This is a genomic window from Methylocapsa sp. S129 (assembly GCF_009765995.1).
Lineage (GTDB): Bacteria > Pseudomonadota > Alphaproteobacteria > Rhizobiales > Beijerinckiaceae > Roseiarcus.
Map to the genome: position 1 here is coordinate 1 of NZ_LMUI01000042.1, position 19,804 is coordinate 19,804.

General features: G+C 61.0%; 16 protein-coding genes. 5 read left to right on the plus strand and 11 right to left on the minus strand.

Annotated features, from left to right (window positions below):
* Positions 1-205 precede the first annotated feature (205 nt).
* Complete coding sequence (locus tag GSQ90_RS20615; RefSeq protein ID WP_158816785.1) at positions 206-967, plus strand: class II aldolase/adducin family protein; 762 nt, start codon at positions 206-208, stop codon at positions 965-967.
* 45 nt (positions 968-1,012) lie between these two features.
* Positions 1,013-2,086 carry an aromatic ring-hydroxylating dioxygenase subunit alpha gene (locus tag GSQ90_RS20620; RefSeq protein WP_158816786.1) on the plus strand — a complete coding sequence of 358 codons (1,074 nt, stop codon included), beginning with the start codon at positions 1,013-1,015 and terminating at the stop codon, positions 2,084-2,086.
* Between the two features lie 25 nt (positions 2,087-2,111).
* Here GSQ90_RS20620 and GSQ90_RS20625 read toward each other — a convergent pair whose 3' ends face one another.
* The 9 genes from GSQ90_RS20625 to GSQ90_RS20665 form a co-directional block, all read right to left on the minus strand.
* A complete protein-coding gene (locus tag GSQ90_RS20625; protein WP_158816787.1) occupies positions 2,112-3,017 on the minus strand; it encodes an NAD(P)-dependent oxidoreductase in 906 nt (301 codons plus the stop codon).
* A 99-nt stretch (positions 3,018-3,116) separates the two neighbouring features.
* Positions 3,117-4,241 (minus strand): aminomethyltransferase family protein, encoded by a 1,125-nt coding sequence (locus GSQ90_RS20630; RefSeq protein ID WP_158816788.1) that lies wholly within the window; start codon positions 4,239-4,241, stop codon positions 3,117-3,119.
* Between the two features lie 143 nt (positions 4,242-4,384).
* Positions 4,385-6,214: a long-chain-acyl-CoA synthetase gene (locus tag GSQ90_RS20635; RefSeq protein WP_158816789.1), complete on the minus strand. Its 1,830-nt coding sequence runs from the start codon at positions 6,212-6,214 to the stop codon at positions 4,385-4,387.
* Positions 6,215-6,241: 27 nt separating this feature from the next.
* Positions 6,242-6,787, minus strand: a complete 546-nt coding sequence (locus GSQ90_RS20640; protein WP_158816790.1) for a flavin reductase family protein — start codon at positions 6,785-6,787, stop codon at positions 6,242-6,244.
* Positions 6,788-6,801: 14 nt separating this feature from the next.
* Entirely contained in the window at positions 6,802-7,848 is a 1,047-nt protein-coding gene (locus GSQ90_RS20645) for a homoserine O-succinyltransferase (RefSeq protein WP_158816791.1), read from the minus strand.
* Between the two features lie 5 nt (positions 7,849-7,853).
* Positions 7,854-9,155 carry an O-acetylhomoserine aminocarboxypropyltransferase/cysteine synthase family protein gene (locus GSQ90_RS20650; RefSeq protein ID WP_158816792.1) on the minus strand — a complete coding sequence of 434 codons (1,302 nt, stop codon included), beginning with the start codon at positions 9,153-9,155 and terminating at the stop codon, positions 7,854-7,856.
* 362 nt (positions 9,156-9,517) lie between these two features.
* On the minus strand, positions 9,518-10,849 hold the full coding sequence (locus GSQ90_RS20655; RefSeq protein WP_246731695.1) for an aminotransferase class I/II-fold pyridoxal phosphate-dependent enzyme: 1,332 nt from the start codon (positions 10,847-10,849) through the stop codon (positions 9,518-9,520).
* Between the two features lie 44 nt (positions 10,850-10,893).
* Entirely contained in the window at positions 10,894-11,268 is a 375-nt protein-coding gene (locus tag GSQ90_RS20660) for a response regulator (RefSeq protein WP_158816793.1), read from the minus strand.
* 10 nt (positions 11,269-11,278) lie between these two features.
* The gene (locus GSQ90_RS20665) at positions 11,279-12,703 is read right to left on the minus strand and encodes a HAMP domain-containing sensor histidine kinase (RefSeq protein ID WP_158816794.1); all 1,425 of its coding nucleotides are present in this window, start codon (positions 12,701-12,703) and stop codon (positions 11,279-11,281) included.
* Between the two features lie 287 nt (positions 12,704-12,990).
* On the opposite strand from GSQ90_RS20665, the gene GSQ90_RS20670 reads away from it, so the two are divergent.
* From GSQ90_RS20670 to GSQ90_RS20680, 3 genes are all read left to right on the plus strand, one after another.
* On the plus strand, positions 12,991-14,418 hold the full coding sequence (locus tag GSQ90_RS20670; RefSeq protein WP_158816795.1) for a HAMP domain-containing sensor histidine kinase: 1,428 nt from the start codon (positions 12,991-12,993) through the stop codon (positions 14,416-14,418).
* 15 nt (positions 14,419-14,433) lie between these two features.
* Positions 14,434-16,392: a bifunctional diguanylate cyclase/phosphodiesterase gene (locus GSQ90_RS20675; RefSeq protein ID WP_158816796.1), complete on the plus strand. Its 1,959-nt coding sequence runs from the start codon at positions 14,434-14,436 to the stop codon at positions 16,390-16,392.
* A 200-nt stretch (positions 16,393-16,592) separates the two neighbouring features.
* A complete protein-coding gene (locus tag GSQ90_RS20680) occupies positions 16,593-17,396 on the plus strand; it encodes an outer membrane protein (protein WP_158816797.1) in 804 nt (267 codons plus the stop codon).
* A 103-nt stretch (positions 17,397-17,499) separates the two neighbouring features.
* On the opposite strand, the gene GSQ90_RS20685 is transcribed toward GSQ90_RS20680, so the two are convergent.
* The gene (locus GSQ90_RS20685; RefSeq protein ID WP_158816798.1) at positions 17,500-18,207 is read right to left on the minus strand and encodes a methyltransferase; all 708 of its coding nucleotides are present in this window, start codon (positions 18,205-18,207) and stop codon (positions 17,500-17,502) included.
* A 221-nt stretch (positions 18,208-18,428) separates the two neighbouring features.
* Complete coding sequence (locus tag GSQ90_RS20690; protein WP_158816799.1) at positions 18,429-19,721, minus strand: MFS transporter; 1,293 nt, start codon at positions 19,719-19,721, stop codon at positions 18,429-18,431.
* Positions 19,722-19,804: the final 83 nt, after the last annotated feature.

The window sequence follows — 19,804 nt, forward strand, 5'->3', positions numbered from 1 at the left end:
CTGTGCGAGCTTGGACCGCGCGACTATGCGATCACCGACGCCAATGGAGACGAATTGTCGGATCGCTGGAGCGAGGCCCTTCTCCTGAAGGAATGGGCGGCCAAATGTTGGGCCGGCGCGATCGAAGGCGATGGCGCCAAGCCCTCGGTCGCGGCATGAATCCGGGCAGCGCGCCAGAGAAGTCCGATCGAACGAGGAGAACCCGATGACGGTCGCCAGCCTGAAGATCGAAAAGCAATCCGCCGAATGGGCGCAGCGCGTGGAGCTCGCGGCCTGCTATCGTCTGCTCGCGCATTACAAGATGACCGACCTCATCTATACCCATTCGACGGCGCGCGTGCCCGGCGAGCCCGGTCATTTCCTCATCAACCCCTACGGCTACCGTTGGGAAGAGATCACCGCCTCGTCCCTCGTGAAGATCGATGTTGACGGCCAAAAGATCGGCGACAGCCCGCACCGCGTCAATCCAGCCGGCTTCACCATCCACAGCGCCGTCCATATGGCGCGGCACGACGCCGCCTGCGTCATCCACACCCACACGCGCGCCGGCATGGCGGTGTCGGCGGTCGAAGGCGGCCTGCTGCCGATCAGCCAGATCGCGTTGCAATTTTACGGCCGCCTGGGGATTCACGAATATGAGGGCATCGCCCTTGATCTCGACGAGCGCCAGCGCATCATCAAGGATTTAGGCGCTTTTTGCGGCGTGATCCTGCGCAACCATGGCCTGCTGACGGTCGGACGTACGGTCGCCGAAGCCTTCAGCCTGATGTTCTATTTGAATCTCGCCTGCGAGGTGCAGGTCTCCACCTTGTCGATGGGCGCCAAACTTGTCGTTCCGCCCAAAGAGGTCTGCGAAAGAGTCGGCAAGCAATATGACCAGATGGCCTTCGACGACGGCGATCTGCAACTCGAATGGGCGGCGCATCTGCGCATGCTTGACGCTCTGGACCCGTCCTATCGGACGTGATCTCATGCCTTTCCGCCAGCTCTTCGCTCGAGGGGACCTGCGACCATGATTGCCACCAACAATGCCGATTTCGATTGGACGTTATCCTCCAGCGACTATCGCGATCCCGCCCTCTTCCAACGTGAGCGGAAGGAGATTTTTGCGAGGAACTGGATGCTGTTTTCCTGGTCCGAGCGGCTGCGGGAACCAGGCGACTATGTGACGGGCACGGTGGCGGGCTATCCGGTTTTCGCCATGCGCGACGACCGTGGGCGGGTGCGCGCCTTCCATAATGTCTGCCGGCATCGCGGCGCTCAGCTTCTCGCGGACGCCAGCGGCCAGTGCGGCAAGCTCCTCGTGTGCCCCTACCATAGCTGGAGCTACACGCGCGACGGACGCCTCAACAAGGCTGTCGATTTCGGTTCGGATGCGAGCTTCGATCCGGAAGCCTGGAGTCTTCATGCGCTCGACGCCGAGGAGTGGCGCGGCCTGATCTTCCTGCGGGTTAAACGGGGCGGCCCCGGCTTGGTCGAGTGGCTCGGGCCCATCCACGACATGGCGGCCGACTACCCGCTCGAACAGCAGCATTATTTCATGTCGAAGAACCGTGATTGCGCGGTCGACTGGAAAGTCTACGGCGAGAATTATCTCGAATGCTACCATTGCCGGACGATGCATCCAGGCCTTTGCGCCGCCATGGACATCGACAATTACCGGATCGACACCTACCAGCGGGAGAAGTTCTTTCACCTGCATGCGCCCAAGCGCGACGGCGGATTGACGCGCGGGCTCTATTTCTATCGCTTCCCGTCGCTGATGCTGAACCTGTATGACTGGGGCAGCTCGATTGCGACGATCGAACCGCTCGGCGCGGGCGCCATCAGGCACATCAACTGGTATTTCTTCACCGATGTCTCGCCCGAGAAGGCGGAGGAGAATCGAAAGTCCGCCGAATGGTCGGCCGAGATCGTGTCGGAGGATCTCGCCATCATCACCGGCGTACAGCGCAACCTGAACGCAGGCGTTTACGAGCGCGGTCCGCTATCGCCCAAATACGAGGCTGCCGTGAAGGGCTTTCAGGATATGGTGCGCGACGAATTGGGCGATCGCGGCCCGCTGCGGAGCGTCGCCGCGGAGTGAATGTTTCTTTGACCGTGTGAAATCTTCACAACGAAATCTTTGTTGCGACCCAAGCCGCGTATCCCGCGGGGATTGGCGAGCTTGCGACGTGCGGCGTCAGGATCACGCGCGGATGCGTCCAGACCGGATCGTTCGCGGGTGGAGGCTCCGACCGCAGCACGTCGAGCGAGGCGAGCGACAGATGGCCGGAATCGAGGAGGCGCAGCAACGCCGATTGCTCGACCGCGTCGCCGCGCCCGACGTTGATGAACCCTGCGCCGCGCGGCAAGAGGCTCAGTCGCCGCTCATCGATGAGCCCGCGCGTTTCGTCTGTGGAGGGCAGCAGGTTGATCAGTAGGTCCGGGTTCTGAAACATCGCGTCGAGGGCGCTCCAGCCCGACAGGACGTTGACGATTGCGCTCGACTTCGGCGTGCGGGACCATGCGGTGACCCGGCAGCCGAACTGAACGAGCAATTCAGCCGTCGCTTGCGCCATCGGTCCAAAGCCAAGAATTGAGATGCGGCAGCCCGCCACCGGGCCCCTCGGCTCTGGTTCCCAGCGCTTGGCTGACCGGTGCATGATGCTGTCGCCGACCCGCCGATGATGCAAGAGCGCCTGCATCAAAACGAATTCAGCCATCGCGCGCGTCGATGCGGGCTCCTGACGTGGAATGACCGGCACCCTCAAAGGGCGCGAGGGATCGCTGCTGAGATGATCCGTGCCGGCGCCGATTGAAAAGATCTGTTTCAGATTTGGAAATTGACCGAGGAATCCGGACGGCGGCGCCCATACAACCACCACGGCGACCTGGTCGGTCGCCCCCGCGTCGATCTGATCGCTTCGAAGCACCCGCCAATCAGGGAAAGCCGTGTGGAACGCCTCCAGCCAAGGCGCGGGATCTTCGCCCTCGACATGGATTGCGAGCGCACGCTCTTCGCCGTCGATCTGCATAAGCCCTCAACTATCCGCGCGCCATTGACGGCGTATCCGCGACTTCCACGCCTCCGGTGATCGGACGCCATTCAGCCATCCCGATCGACTGTCCGATGCTTAAGCTTTCAGACGCGACATCCCGCTGTCGTAGGGCGCCTTCAGATGAATTTCGCCATCCAGCCTTTTCCCGGCCGCATCGATGACTGAGACTTTGGTCCCTGCCGTGGCGACGTCGGGGGTGACATAGCCGAGCGCCAGACTCTTGCCGAGGAAGTAGCCGCGATCCGCCGATGTCACCTTGCCGACGGTGCGCTCACCGATTGTGATGGCGCAGCCCGCCGCGGGAACGACGGCGAGATCGGGAAACGCCACCATGACCAATTGGCGACTGACCCCCTTGTCCTTTTGGCGGGCGAGGGCGTTGCGGCCGATGAAGTCGCCCTTGTCGAACCGCACGGTCCAGCCGAGGCCGGCCTCGATCGGGTTGGTCGTCTCGTCGACGTCGAGACCATAGAGCGGGTAGCGTTTCTCGATGCGCACGCTCCGCAATGCGCCCAGACCGCATGGCTCCATCCCGAATTCCCGTCCGGCGGCGAGCAGCGCGGCGTACATGTGGTGGGAATATTCGCCGGGATAGAAGAGTTCGAAGCCAAGCTCGCCGGAATAGCCGGTGCGCGAGATGATCGTGTCCGGCACGCCGGCGACCACGCCGCGGGTAAAACTATAATAAGGCAAAGCCGCGCTTGAAATGTCCGCATCCGTATGCGGCGCCAAAATGCTGCGCGATAGCGGCCCCTGCACCGAGATGAAAGCGCGCCCGGCGCCCAGATTGGTGACGCCGGCGTTGAGAGATTCGGCCTGCTCCGTCAAATAGGCCGTGACGCGATCCACCCGCGACGGGGTGGGGCATAGCCAGAAATGTGTCGCGGACAGCCGGAAGCAGGTCAGATCATCGATCATGCCGCCTGCGTCATTGCACAGTGAGGAATACAGCACCTTGCTGTCGCTCATGCGCGCGACGTCGTTGACCAGCACGCGCTGCAGCAATTTCTCCGCATCGGCCCCTTTGATGTCGACGAGCACCTGATAATAGACGTCGTAGAGTCCGGCGCGGTTGCGGGTCGCGAGATGCTCGTTCTCGACCGAGGTGAATTTAAACGCCGAATCGAAGCCGATGCGGTCCACCATTTCAGCGCCGAGCGCCATGAACTGGTGGTAATATGGCGTATGCTTGCGGGCCATAAAAATCTCCTGACGCATCATGCCGTCGACAGCTAACGTCAGCAGGTTGTCGCGTTTGAATTTGCTGCTTGTCAAGGGCGTTGGCGCGCCGTCTCTCAGCTCGTGCGGCCTCGCAATCGGCGATATTCAAAGTGCCTCGCGGCCTAAAGCCGGATAGCGCCGTCTTTGATTCGGGCGAAACGATCGCGATCAAGCGCGACATAAGCGTCTTGCGCGCGATCAAACACGTAGAGTGGATCGGCGATGCGGCCGGGATCAAAACCCTCGTTGGCCAGATCATGCTTCTTGTGTTTGAAGGTCGCGGTGACTTCGAGCCTGCGCCTGACGCGCAGGAATAATGGGCGGGCATAGTCTGGCAGCGCGCGCAGATGGCGCGCCACTTCGGCAAGGTCGAGTTTGCCTTCAACGCCGAGCAGAGCCATTCCCGCGCGCCCCTCGGCGCCGGGAACCGCGACGCCATAGATGGCGGCTTCGGCGACGCCAGGGCAGGCGCATAAAACGGAGGCGACTTCGAGGGTCGCGACATTCTCGCCCTTCCAGCGGAAAGTGTCGCCGATACGATCCACGAAATAATAAAAGCCTTGCTCGTCGACGCGCATCAGATCGCCGCTGCGCATGAAGGCGTCGCCCGGCGAAAAGACATTGCGCAGGATTTTCTTTTCCGTATCGGCGCTGCTGGTATAGCCCTCGAAACGGGCGGACAGATCGCGGCTGTCCCGGGCGATCCGGCCGATCGCCTCGCCCGGTTCATTGCGTTCGCAGGGCACGCAGAATCCGTCGGCGCCGCGCAGCGGCTGGTCGTTGTCGAAATCGAACTTCACCAGCGCGACAGGATTGCGCGCCATCAGAAAGCTCGGGATTTTTCCGATCGCGCCGACCTTTCCCTCGACATTGTAAAGGGAAAAATTCCCCTCGGTCGCCGCGTAGAATTCCAGGACGCGCGGAATGGCGAAGCGCTTCTCGAAGGCGCGCCAGACATCGGCGCTCATGCCATTGCCGCATGCGAGCCGCAGACGATGCGCCCGCTCGCCGGGATGGGGCGCCGCCGCATTGAGGTAACGGCAGAGTTCGCCGATATATTGGAACAAAGTGCAATCCCAACGCGCGATGTCGTCCCAGAACTGGCGTGCCGAAAAGCGCTCCTGCACGACGACAGAGCCGCCGCTGACGAGCGCCGCGCCGGTCGCCACGATGCCGCCGACGCTGTGATAGAGCGGCAGGCAGTCATACATGCGGTCGTCCGCCTGGATGTCGGCGAGGCCGGCGAACCAATAGCTCCACATCACGATGCGATGGTGGCTGACATGGGCGGCTTTCGGCAGTCCGGTCGTGCCGGATGTGTAGATCAAAAGCGCGCGATCGGCATGGCGCGCGTCGCGCTTCTCCGCGGCCGAGAGATCGGCGCCATCAAGCGCATCGATGGCGATGTCGATGCGCGCGGCGGCCAAAGGCGCTTCGCCATGCAGCCAAACCTTTGGCGCTGCGGCCAGATGGAGGGCGGCGGCGCTGAACGATTGCGCGAGTTCCGCCGCAACGATGACGTGGCTTGGCGCGGCGACCGCGATGCAATGGGCCAGCGCCTGGCCGGTCAAATTCGTGTTGAGCAGCGCGATGATGCCGCCGACTTGCGCGATTCCGAGCCAGATCGCGAGATATTCCGGCCGATTGGGCATGAGCAGGCAGACCGTCGCGCCAGGCTCGACGCCTTCGCCGATCGCCCAGCGGGAATATCGGTTCATCCTTTGCGCCAGGGCCGCAAAACTCATCGTCTCGCGTTCGCTGAGCAGCGCGGGTCTGTCGCCAAGCCTGCGGCCGAGTTCGCCGATAACGACGGGAAGGGTTCGCGTCGGATCATCGGCGGCGCGCGCGGTCGCTTCAAGCGCGCGCATCCAGTCTCGAGCAGGCGTCGAATGGCGACCGGGCGGGCGCGGAGGCGCTGCTGCTTCCGGCTTGCGCGATTCAACCGGGTCCATTGAGCCGCCCAAACCGCGCCCTCAACTTCAGTCGAGTTGCTGGAACTGGCTGCGCCAATGGACAAGCGCCGGCGCGCCGCTACCGCGATGCACCGCCGCGACGCGGCCGATAACGATCGCGTGAGTATGGCGCTCAAGCACCTCCTCGACGTTGCAGTCGATGCAGGCGAGGGCCTCGCGCAGCAGCGGCGCGCCGGTGACGAGCGTCATCCAGTCGGCTCCCGCGAAGCGCGCCGCGCCCTTCACGCCGCTGCGCCCCGAAAAGCGATCGGCGAGATTTTCGTGGGGGCCGGCGAGAATGCTGATGCCGAACGTCTTGTTGACCCGCAGCGCGGCGAGAGTCGAAGACGTTAAAGTGATGCAAACGAGCAACGAAGGCGGGTCGAGCGATAGCGAGCACAAAGAGGTGGCGGTGCAGCCGGTCCGCTGTGCGCCGCGCCCGGTGGTGACCAGAGCGACGCCATTGGCGAATTCCCGCATCGCGAGGCGAAAGGCGGCGCCTTCGCGTTCGGACGTCGCGCCGCTCAACCGTTCCGTCCGGGCATCAAGGGGTGGACTTTCCAAATAGGCCATTTGCCGCCGTCCTTCTATCCGCCCCACCGGGCCACGGCAATCGGCGCATCCTCGAGCAGCGCCGCCTTGCGCTCCGCGATGATGTCGAGCCAATTGCGATAAAGCTGGATCGCGGATTTGCGCCATGGCGCATGGCCGGGGCCGAATCCGCCCGCATCGGGGAACGCCGCCATCAGTTCGGGACGCCGCTCCAGCCATGCGCGTTCCGCGAAGGCGGCCAGGGCGCGCTCGACCTGGACGGGAAAATAAGCATGGGGAATGGCGGGCAGCGCATCCTGCTCGCCCCGCAAGAATCGGTTCATATCGCGGCGATATTCGCGCGCGAGCGAATCGTCTTCGTATTCGGGATGGCCTTGCAGGAAAACGAACAGGCTTTGCTTCTGCTTGATGAAGATGTCGACGCCGATTTCCGAATCATAAGTGAGCGCCTGATAGCCCCGGTCGACCAGATCTTGCTGGCTCAGTCCGTTGCGGCGCGAATGGGGCGTCAACACGCCCGAGCTCAGATCCGACACAAGCTTGTCTCTCGCGACGGTCTCGAAGGCGAATAATCCTGAGCATTTGGCGGGCAATGGCTGGCGCTCTATCCCGTCGAAATGCTGCACGCCGACATGCGCCGCCAGGCACGAAAGAATTGTCGAAACCGTATTGGAATCAGCCCAATCGATGAGCGCGGTCAGAGCGCGCCAATAGGGCTCTTTGGCGAGTGTGGGCGCAACAGGCTCGGCGCCGGTCACGATCAATGCGTCAAGACGCTTGCTGCGAAGCTGACCGGCGTCCTGATGGGTGCGCGCCAGCGCGCCGCGCGCCTCGTCGGATCGCGGAACGTCGCGCAGCGCAAAAAGGTGCAGCCGGACGTCCGTGGAACCGCACGCAGCGTCCAGAAGGCTGAAAAACTGCCGTTCTGTCGCCAGAAGCGCCGCATCCGGCATGTTGTTGACGAGCCCGATCTCGATCGTCTTGCCGCGATCGCGAATCGTTCCGCGCCGCACGCGCCGCTCGCGCATATTGCCCAGTTGCGCGACGCCCGTGGGGGGAAGGCGTTCGACGGTGACAGGCATCTCGCTCACTCCGCCGCAAGCGAGGGGCGCGTGACGGCGGCCGCCGCGAGCGCTTGATCGAGATCTTCGATAATATCGCTGACATGCTCGATGCCGACGCTTATCCGGATCGTCTCGGGGCGAACGCCCGCCTTTAATTGCTCGTCCGGCGTCATCTGCCGGTGGGTCGTCGAAGCCGGATGGCAGCAGAGCGATTTGGCGTCGCCGATATTGACGAGGCGCTTCACCAGCTTGAGAGCGTCATAGAAGGTTTTACCGGCTTCGAGCCCGCCCTTTATCCCGAAGGTGAACAGCGACGATGCGCGTCCCGAGAGATATTTCTGCGTCAGCGGATAAAACGGGCTGTCGGCGAAACCGGCGTAATTGACCCAGTCGACGCGCGGGTCGGCGCGCAGGAATTCGGCGACCTTGCGGCCGTTTTCGACATGGCGCTCGACGCGCAGCGCGACCGTCTCGATGCCCTGCAGCAACAAGAAGGCGCTCATCGGCGCCAGCACGGCGCCCGTCGTGCGCTGATAGACGCTGCGGCAACGCGCGACAAAAGCCTGGGCGCCGAAATGCTCGGTATAAACGAGTCCGTGATAGGATTCATCAGGCTCGCTGAACATCGGGAAACGCTTGGCGTGACGCGTCCAATCGAAGGCGCCGCCATCGACGATCGCGCCGCCCATCGCCACGCCGTGGCCGCCCATAAATTTCGTCAGCGAATGCACGACGATATCAGCGCCATGCTCGATCGGGCGCAGAAGGATCGGCGTCGCGACTGTATTGTCGACGACAAGCGGCACGCCATGCCGGTGAGCGACCTTGGCGATCGCTTCGATATCGCAGATATTGCCGGCGGGATTGCCAATGGTCTCGCAAAACACCGCGCGCGTATTGTCGTCGATCAGGTGCTCGATTGCTTCCGCGCTATCGTTTGCCGCAAAGCGCGCCTCGACGCCCTGCCGGCGCAGCGTATGGGCGAACAGCGTATGCGTCGTTCCATAAAGTTGCGGCGTCGTGACGATATTGCCGCCGCGATCGGCCAGCGTGACGATCGCATAATACATCGCCGCCTGGCCCGAAGCCGTGCTCAGCGCGGCGACCCCGCCTTCGAGTTCGGCGACGCGGCGCTCAAGAATATCGGTGGTCGGATTGCTGATGCGCGAGTAGCGGTAGCCCTCGGCCTCGAGGTTGAAAAGAGCCGCGCCGTGATCGGCGCTTTCGAATTCATAGGCGACATTCTGATAGATCGGCACGGCGACCGCCTTGGTCTCGGGGTCGCATTGAAAGCCGCCGTGGATCGAAATCGTTTCGCTGCGCATTGTGGCCCTCTGCGCGTTTCAGGGGAGAGGAGAAATCGAGAAATATCGAATTTTCGTCCCGCGAAAGCTATCTTAGAGGATACTTGCGCCTATTGGTTGCATTTTCGACAATTCGTAGCGATCAATTGCTGGCCAGAGTTAAAAATTTTCTTGGTTAATACAATGCAAAACGTTACTTATATTTACTATATTCGGGATACGTTTGAAGTTGTTGGAAAATTGGTTTCCCGAGAAAGCGTCCGCCGAATTCCCACGAACTCAAATCAAACGCTTGAGGCCAAACCCAATGGTCGCGGGGCGAGAAGGCCGATGCCGACTCCGTCGCCTGCGGTTTTGGCGGGTTCCCTCATTTCCAATTTCGATCATGCGACCGCGCGCATCTCGGGTTGAAGAATCTCCTCAAGTTCAAGAGCGGCGATTTCATGGCCCGCTTTCATGCAAGCGATGGCCGCCTGGATTTGCAGATTTGTGTGGTTGGCCATCACCTGAAGGCGGAATCGAGCCGCGCCTTTGGGAACCGCCGGATATTCGACCATATTGGCCACAAGGCCGAGGTCGATCAATTGCCGACTGACGAGACGAGCGGTCGCTTCGGTTCCCATCTTCACCGCGACGATCGCCGAGGGATCGCCGTAGACCTCAAGCCCCCTTTTTTTCAATCCGCTGCGCAGGGCGAGAATGTTCGCCATCAGCGACTGGCGCAGCTTGCGCCCTTCGGCGGAATCGACGATTTCGAAGGCTTTGAGCGCGACGGCGGCTTGAATAGGCGAGAGCGCGTTGGAGAACGTTCCCGGCGTCGAGAAATAGCGCAAATATTGCTGCACGCTGCGCGAGGGGCACGCGACAAATCCGCCGTTGGAGGCGAAAGTCTTGGAAAAGCTGCCCATCACGATGTCGACCTTGCCGAGCATTTTCTGCATGCCGATATGGCCGCGGCCGTCCTCGCCAAGACAACCCAGATCATGGGCGACATCGACCATCAGCGTGGCGTTGAATTCGTGGCAGAGATCCTGCATCGCCATAATGTCAGGCGTATCCGAATCCATGGAGAACAGGCCTTCGGTGACGACGAGAATGCCGTTTGTCGTGTCCTTGGCTCGAATTTGCGCCAGCCAGCGGCGCGCCGATTCAATCTCGAGATGGCGGAACAGGTAGACGTTCTTCGTCGCCGACGCCGCGCCGTCCTGTAGGCACGCGTGGGCCAGCGCATCCATCACGACATAGTCGCCTGAGCGCACCAGTCCCTTGATGACGCCCGCGCCAGCCGCGTAGCCAGTGGGATAGAGCACGACCCGCTCCATGCCCAGAAATTCCGAGATCTTCTTTTCGAGCGCGATCGAATGACCGGTATTGCCCATGAAGGCCGCGGATCCGGCGCTGTGTACCCCGTACCGGTCGATCGCGGCATGCGCGGCTTCGCGAATGGCGGGATGGCCCGAAAGGCCGAGATAGTCCTGAGAACCGAAATTGACGCCCTCGGATGCGAGACCGGCGTCGTCGGCGACATCGCAAACCGCCCTGGGCCCCGTGTCGGTCGAACGGCCATAGGGCCAGTAGCCCTCCCGGCGCCGCGCGTCTTGCCATTTATAGAAGCCGTCGACACGCGCGAGCAGATCAGCCCCCTCGACGACTCTGTACTCGCGCAGGCTGCCTTTCAAAGTTTCAGGCAGGGCGGCCAACTCAGACTTTAACATTGTCCGATCCTTTTTTCCGTTTTCTTGCTCTTTCCGGGTCTCGTCTAGCCAACCGCCTTGGGGAGCAGCCGTTCAATCTTTTCAAGCAGCCGTGGATAATCCACGGGCTTGGTGTCAAAGTCGGCGCAGCCGACTTCGGCGCTGCGTCTACGGTCGCTTTCAAGCGCATGGGCGGTCAGCGCGATGATTGGTTTGGATGCCGATGTCGGGTCGGCTTTGATAATGAGCGTCGCCTGCCACCCGTCCATCGCCCCCAGAGCGACATCCATCAGAATGAGGTCCGGTTGTTCGTCGCGCGCCATTCGAACCCCTTCGGGTCCATCGACCGCGGCGACGACGCAGAAGCCGGAGCGCGACAGCCTTCGGCTCAACATGTCCCGGTTCAACTCGTTGTCTTCGACAAGAAGGATCTTGCGCATCGACTTATCCCTACGCCGCTTCAGCAAGGACATTGTCGGCGGCCTCGCTGTGTGTTGCGCGGCCTTGAGGCAGGCGAATTGTAAATGTGGAGCCCTTCCCGAGCTCGCTGACGACGGTGAGAGCTCCTCCTAGCAATCGACAGAACCTGTCGCATAGCGGCAGTCCAAGGCCCGCCGAACCGTAGTTGCTCGCCGTCGCATCTTCGCGATTGACGAAAACCTCAAACAGCTTGGGAATGCTCTCGGCGGCGATCCCGACGCCGGTGTCGCGAACATCGATCGACAGCCAGCCTTCGCCGTCGTCGCCTTGACTTCGGCTTGTATCGATGACGATCTCGATCGCTCCGTCTTTCGTGCAACGGACCGCATTCTCGATCAGTTCGTTGACTATTCTTTCAAGCTTGGCGGGGTCGGTCTCGGCATAACGGCGTTCTCCGACCAGGCGCGCCGAAACACGATTGCCGCCATTATTGTCGCTCCTGTTCCAGTGCGCCTCGAGCTGCGCCGCCAAATTCGCCATATCCACGGGCTCGCGGAATATTTCCATCTTGCCTGCTTCGATCTTCGACAGATCCAGGATCGCGTTCACGAGCGAAAGGAGGTTGCGCCCGGCGGCGCGGATTCGGCCCAGATCTTCCAAAGACGTGGGATCGGCAACCGGGTCGGTGTCCTCGATGAGCATTTCGCTATAGCCGATCACCGCATTCAACGGCGTGCGCAATTCGTGGCTCATGCTGTTGAGAAAGGCGGCTTTGGCGACGCCCGCGCGTTCCGCCTGCAGCGCCGCGGCGCGAAGCTGGGCGCTGGTTTCGAGATGCTTGTTGAGCTCGGCCTCGACCTCGGTCTGCGACGCGAGGATCTTGGTGTAGAACAGCGCCATCATCGCGACGTAAATCGACGCGCTGATGATCGAGATGACGCCAATTCCTTGCATCTGCGAGAGGGGAATGGTGGTCGGAAAGCTGCCGCCGAGCAGGTAGAATTCCGAAAAACTTCCCAAGCTCACGCAAATCTGGAGCAGCAGAATGAAACAATTGCGAACGCTGGCGCCCAGATAAAAGAACGCGAGCAACGGAACCGTCACCAGCCAGGGAAGGAAGGGAGACGACGCGCCGCCGTAGAAATAGCAGCCCCAAAGGATGGCGAAGAGAAGGTTCTGCACGGACAAGTAACTAAGCAGGACGTAACGGCCCGTGAATTTCAGCAGGAACGGAAACACCCAAAAGCCGGTGATCGACAGCGCGAGAATAAGAAGCGTAGCGCCAGGATGCGGCTCCAGCCAAAAGAGATAGCCGGGGATCACGTTGCCAAGAATAGGCCCGAACAAATGACTGATGAGAAACATGCGCGCCCGGGTGCGCATCTCCCGTTCTGCAAGGAGGCGCGCTGGAATAAACCAGTCGACGATGCGATCCGCGGAATCGATGAAAGACATGGGGTGACCTAGCGTTATGCGTGGCCATTATGAATTTCTCGAATTACTATCCCGCTAAGCAAAATGGTGAAGAAAGTAATACCGAGTTATCACACGAAAAAAGCCTAACAATATAATAAAAATGGCGAAACCACTCAGTAACCATTCATTCTGAAAGCGATAGGCAATCCGATATTCTGTCTGACAATTGCCATATCGAAATACAAAATTCACCGGCCGCGGTCAGGTTAGAATTTGAAATATCGTTCCGTTAGGGCGGAAAACTCGTTTCTTTAGGGCAAGCCGCAATGCTGACTATCGCGTTACGCTTCATCGATTGGTTCATCCCCGAACGCGCCAAGCGGACCCGATCGGATCTGGGCCGCGCTCGAACTTTTGTTTTCACCCATTTGGTCGGACCGGTCACCGGCCAGTCGATCGCTGCGTTTTTGTTTCTGGCCGATCCAAGACCCGATTCCCATATCGTCGTGATCGCCCTGGGCATCGGCCTTTTTGCGGCCCTGCCGTTTCTTTTGAAGATGACCGGCAGTCTCCTCCTGGTCGCAATGATCTCCGTGGAAACGTTGATCGCGGTGACGCTGTTTGGCGCTTACTTCTACGGCGGCGTGAGCTCCCCATTTCTGCCATGGCTGCTGATTGCGCTGCTCAACGGACTTTTCTATCTCAGCGATCGGCCCCTCAGCGTATTGGGAATTTTTGTCGCCAACTTCGCTGTCTTTCTGGCTTTCTGGTACGCGGCGGGTTCATTGCCGGACAGGGTGCCCATGGAGCGCATGTCGGTTGTCGGACTTGTCTCGGTGGCCAGCGCCACGCTCTATATGGCGTGGGTCGCGATCTATTACGGGCTTTTACTGGCCTCGGAATCCGCCTTGCAGCGCGAAGTGCTGCGTCACCGCAATACGGCCGAACGCCTTCTGCACGCCAAGGACAAGGCCGAGAAGGCCAATAAGGACAAATCGATCTTTCTGGCGAAGATGAGTCACGAGCTGCGAACGCCGCTCAACGCCGTGATCGGCTATAGCGAAATTCTGCTCGAGGATTGCGAGCCTGCAACCAATCCCCAGCGACGCCAGGATCTTGGGAGGATCAACGCCGCCGGGAAACATTTGCTCTCCCTCGTCGCTGACGTGCTCGATATCTCGCAGATCGAGACGAGCGCGCTGCAACTCAATGTCGAGAGGTTCAGCCTGCCCAGATTAATCGACGATGTGGCGGCGACATCGCAGGTGCTTCTGGCGCGAAACCACAATCAGCTCGTGCTTAGCGTTGATCCGGCTGTCGGCGTTATGGAGTCCGACGAGACGAAAATGCGTCAGGCGATCTTGAATCTGATGAGCAACGCCGCGAAGTTCACCAATCGCGGCGTCGTGACTCTTTCGGCGCGGAGCTATCGCGCCGCGGGAGCGGATTGGATCGAAATCGCAGTCCGCGACACCGGGATCGGCATAAGCGCGCAAAACCTGAAAACGCTTTTCCAAGACTATCGTCAGATCGATGTCGCGTTGAATCGCGCCGGCGAGGGGACGGGGCTCGGTCTCGCTTTGACCCAGCGGCTGTGCGCGTTGATGGGCGGGGGCATATCGATCGACAGCGAGCTCGGGCACGGCGCTTGTTTCACGATCCGGGTTCCCGCAAGCCTGCCCGAGACGAATGCCGCGGCCTTCTATCGCGATTCCGAAAACGACGAATTGGAAGAGTTCGCTCTGTCCGCCTGAGGAAAGAGACAATAAATGAGCGCGCTATCGCTACTCTCGAATGCATCGCCTGGCGATTCTCGCGAGAGTGAAACCAAATCGATCCCACGCCTTCTCATTGTAGACGACGTGGCCGACAATCGTATCGTGCTCGCAAGGCGTTTCCAGCGGCGCGGCTTTGAAATTGTCGAAGCCGAAGATGGTTTGAAGGCTCTTCAGGCGATAGAAGAGCAGACTTTCGATGTGGTGCTTCTCGATGCGATGATGCCAGGCCTTGACGGCGCGGAAGTGCTGCGCCGAATTCGCGCCACGCGCTCGGCGGCGGTTCTGCCTGTCATTATGGTCACGGCGAAGACGGAATCCGAGAATATTGTGGAATCGTTGCAACTCGGCGCCAACGATTACATCACAAAGCCCGTCGATTTCGCTGTCGCATTGGCCCGCGTCACCAAGCAAATCGCGCATCGCCGCGCCGGGTTGGAATTATTGAGCGCGAACGATGCGCTAGGGAACGCCAAGAACCAGCTTGAAAGACGCGTTTCCGAGCGCAGCGCCCAATTGATCGAGGCCAATGCGACGATTCAAGAGGAAGTCGCGCGCAGGGTCGCGACCGAAGACAGGATCGCCTATCTGGCTCATCACGATACGCTGACGGGGTTGGCGAACCGGTTCCATTTCGAGTCGAGACTGCAATCGATCTCAAACCGCGGGCGCGACGCCCAGGTCGGCTATGCCGTTTTGTTTATCGATCTGGATGGGTTCAAGAATGTCAACGACACGCTTGGCCATTCGGTCGGGGATGGGCTGCTGAAAGAAGTGGCGGCGCGTATCCACGGGACGCTCAGGCCCGAAGACTTCGTCGCACGGTTCGGCGGCGACGAATTCGCCATCCTTCATGTCTCTGTCGATGTCGAGGCCAGTTCGATCGCCCTTGCGCGAAGGCTGATCGAGGTCATCAGCGGATGCCATGTCGTCGACGGCCATCAGGTTTTCATTGGCGCCAGCATCGGAATCGCCTTGTCGGAGCGGGATCAAGTTGATCCGATCACGCTCATGAAGCGGGCCGATCTGGCGATGTACCGGGCCAAGGCGGGAGGCCGCGGACAATATTGGCTCTTTCATCCCGATATGGATACGGTCGCCCAGGCGCGTCGGACGCTCGATCTTGCTTTGCGCGGCGCGCTGGCGCAGGGCGATTTCGAACTGTTTTATCAGCCCATCGTGAATCTCAGCCAGCGACGGCTCTCGGGCTTTGAGGCTCTGCTGCGCTGGAGGCATCCGGAGCGGGGTCTGCTGTCGCCGGTCGAGTTTATTGACCTGGCCGAGGAAACCGGCTTGATCATTCCGATGGGCGAATGGGTCTTGCGCAAGGCTTGCGCGGAAGCGATGCGCTGGCCCGCCGACCTCAAGGTCGCCGTCAATCTTTCCGCTATTCAGTTCCGCGACAAGAATCTGGTGGCTTTGGTCAAAGGCGCGCTGGATTCATCGGGTCTTCCCCCCGCGCGCCTCGAATTGGAAATCACCGAATCCGTCTTGATGGGGAATGATCCCAAGACCTTCGCCATGCTTAGCGATCTTCGTCAGTTAGGCGTTCGCATTTCGCTCGACGACTTTGGCACTGGTTACTCCGGCCTAGGTTATCTGCGTTCGATTCAGTTCGACAAGGTCAAGATCGACAAGTCCTTGATTCAGGAAATGGCGTTCAAAGAGGTCAGTCTCGCGATCGTACAAGCCGCCGTCAGCATAGGTGCGAGCCTCGGCCTCACAACGACGGGCGAGGGCGTTGAAACGGCGGAGCAATTGCGCGAACTGTCCGTTGAAGGTTGCACCGAGGTGCAAGGATTCCTGTTCGGCGTTCCGCAGCCTGCCGAGCAGGTGCCGGAGATGATCGCGCGCGTTTTGCGGATGCGCTACATGATCGGCACGGCGCCTTCAGAGGCTGAGCCTTCGTTCGGCGCCAACAATGGGCGCGCGGGCTATCAGGGCGCCCACTGACGAGATCTGGGCGTTTGGCGCGTTCCAATGTTGCGCACGGGCGCCACAATCTGACGCGCCGGTCAGGCTGGCTCGCTCTTCAACCCTATTATTGTAACACGAACGTCCGCGGACACGCCCGCATTAACCAACAATTATTCATCTTGGGAGAAATTGGCCATGAACGAAACGTTCTAAACAAATGATTTACAGGAACCGTCATGCGCTTGAAATCTACCCTGGGCGTCGGTTTCTTGGCGATGACCATCGGCCGGTCGGCGCTAGCGGCGGATTTGCCGAACTGGGAGTCGCCGCCGCCGCCGCCAGCGCCTGCGTCGTTTACCTGGACCGGCGCCTATTTTGGCGTTGACGCGGGCTATAGCTGGGCCAGCGCGACGGGCGGCTACAGCATCTCTTCCGCGACGCTGAGCGGGCTTCCACCGATCATTCCCACTGTCGACGCTTCCGGCTCGCAGCCTTTGGGTCTCCGGGGCAGTCTGGTTGGCGCCGAGCTTGGCTACAATTGGCAAGCGTCGGACTTGTTCGTCGTCGGCGTCGAAGGCGACGCCGACTGGAGTGGGCTGTCGGGGTCCATGACCAATGGCGGCGCCATTCCGGTCGTGGGCGGCGTCTATAGCATCGCGCAGGAATTCAAAACGGACTGGTACGGCTCCCTGCGCGGGAGGGTCGGCCTCACCCCAGTCGATCGGCTGATGATTTTTGCGACCGGAGGCGTCGCCTTCACGCACATCAATTATGCGAGCGTCTTTACCGACACTTTCGACGAAAATGAAAATGTTTCGATCAAGGCGATCAAGACCGGCTGGGTCCTCGGGGCGGGCGTCGAATATGCGTTGAACGCGAACTGGTCGACGAAAATAGAATATCTCCGCTCGCAATTTTCGGCATCGAGCGGGACGGGATCAGGCCTTTTAACCGACGGCACGACCGCGACAATCGCCCATTCGACGGGCGCCCTGGGCGTCAACACCGTCCGCGTCGGCTTGAACTATCAATTCCGCTGATGCGCGGCGCATTGCGATCCGGTCGGCGGCAAATCATCCTTGCGGATAATGTCTTAGCCGAATGGGACCCGGATCTTGGAAGTCTCGCGATCCAAATCGCCCTTTACGCCGCCAGCGCCACGCGTTCAGCCGACAGCGGCTGAATCAGAAAATACGCCGATCGCCAACCGACTTGCATATAGGCGAGGCTCAGTAGCGAAAGGCCGAGGGATTTGCGCGGCAGCCGCCGGACAGCGATTACCTGCAGGCCGTGACCGGCGGCCAGTTTCTCAATCCGTTTCCGGAACCAGATCGGGAATTGCACGAGGAGGCGGCCATCGCTTGTGAGGTGCTCTTTCACCCCGGTGAAGAGCAGGGGAAGATAGCGCACGGAAGTGGCGAACTGCGCCTCCTCGCTCTTGAAGTCGGCCGCGATGTAGGGCGGATTGGCGAGGATGAGGTCGAACTTACCCTCGACCCGCGAGAACATGTCGCTCTGCAAAGCCGTGACATTGCGAAGTCCGAGCCGCCGGCAGTTTTCCTCGGTGTTCCTGACTGCCGCCGCGCTGATGTCGACGGCGATGACTTCGTGGGCCTTGGGCGCGCAGAATGCGCCGCATACGCCGCTGCCGCAGCCGAGGTCCAAAACTCTATCGCCATCCTGGCAATATTCGGCGCAAGCCGGCTCGTTTTCGAGAGGCTTGTAGACGCCGGGAAATATGACCAGCCGCTTGCCCTCAAGCGTTATCGAAGGCCAAAGCCTGTTGAGGGCCTTAACGTACAAATACCAGACGCTCATCACCGAGCGCTTGAAAAACGACCAGGCGTGCATCGCGGCATCTCCATGCAAATATCCGCCGATCTACACATCAGGTGATTAAGAATCTGTGCGCGGCGATGCACCAGCGGGTTGGTTGCTAGGGAAAATACTTAACGCGCCAACAATTGGGGGCGGAGCGGCACGAGGGACAGCCGCCATCCTTGCGTCCGTCCGGGAACCGTCGCTGCGGGCGGGGCTCGGTCCCGGCGACGGCCGGGCCCGCAACGAGCGCCTCACGCCGAGGCGCTGCGGGCCGCAGGGTTCAGGCGGATCAGCCAGACGATGGCGGAGGCGACGAGACACATGGCGCCCGCTGCGAAAAAGGCGGGGAGATAGCTCAGCAAGATGCTGCGCGACAATCCGGCGCCGAAAGCGGCGGTCGCCGCGCCCAATTGGTGCGCCGCGAATATCCAGCCGAAGGCGATGCCCGCCCTTTCCTTGCCGAAAGCCTGCGCGCTGAGCCGCACGGTGGGGGGGACCGTCGCAATCCAGTCGAGGCCGTAGAACGCTCCGAACAGCGACAGACCGTAGAAGGTGAAGGTCGAATAGGGCAGATAGAGCAGCGAGAGCCCGCGCAAGCCATAGTACCAGAACAGCAGCGCGCGATTGTCGTAGCGATCGGAAAGCCAGCCCGAGGCAATCGTCCCGAAGAAATCGAATACGCCCATCATCGCCAGCGTCGAGGCGGCCGCGACCGCGGGCATGCCATAATCGGCGCAAAGCGAGATGAAGTGCGTCTGAACGAGGCCATTCGTGCTGAGCCCGCAGATGAAGAAGGTCGCGAACAGAATCCAGAAGGTGCGGCTCGTCGAGATTTCGCTGAGCACCGAGAAAGCCCGTCCGAAAGCCGCCGCAGGCGGTGGCGCGGTCAAGCTTTGGCCGGGCGCGGGCGCTGCCTCGCCATAGGGCGCGAGCCCGACATCGGAGGGCCGGTCGCACATGAACAGCGTCACCAGCACGCCCGCGATCAACAGGCCGATCACTGAGGGGGCGAGGGCGTAGCGCCAGCCGATATGTTCGACGAGCCAGGCGGCGAGCGGCAAGAACACCAGTTGCCCGGTCGCCGAACTCGCCGTCAGCATGCCCAGCACAAGGCCGCGCCGATGGGTGAACCAGCGCGTCGCAACAATGGCGTTCAGAACCATCGCGGTGAGGCCGGTGCCCACGCCGACGACCAACCCCCACAATACGATGAGATGCCAAGCTTGACTCATGATGAGCGCAAGCAAAAGGCCCACAACGATCAGGCTAATGGCGGAGAGAACGATCCGACGCACGCCATAACGCTCGATGAGGGCGGCGGCGAAAGGCCCCATCAGCCCGAACAGCACCAACCGGATCGCCAATGCGCTGGAAATCTGAGCGGTGTCCCAACCAAATTCCTTGGTCAGGGGCAGGATCAGCGCGCCCGGCACGCCGACAGCGCCCGCGGTTGTCAAGGCGGTCAGGAATGTGACGCCGATGACCACCCAACCATAGTGGACGCCATAGCGGGAGAGCCGCTGCGCGAGCGCTTGTGCGAACATTGGTGGACTCCGTCCCGCGTCGGCCGCTTGCGAAAAGGGCGCGATCGGCTTAGTTTTTGATGATGGGCGTCATTATTCAATGA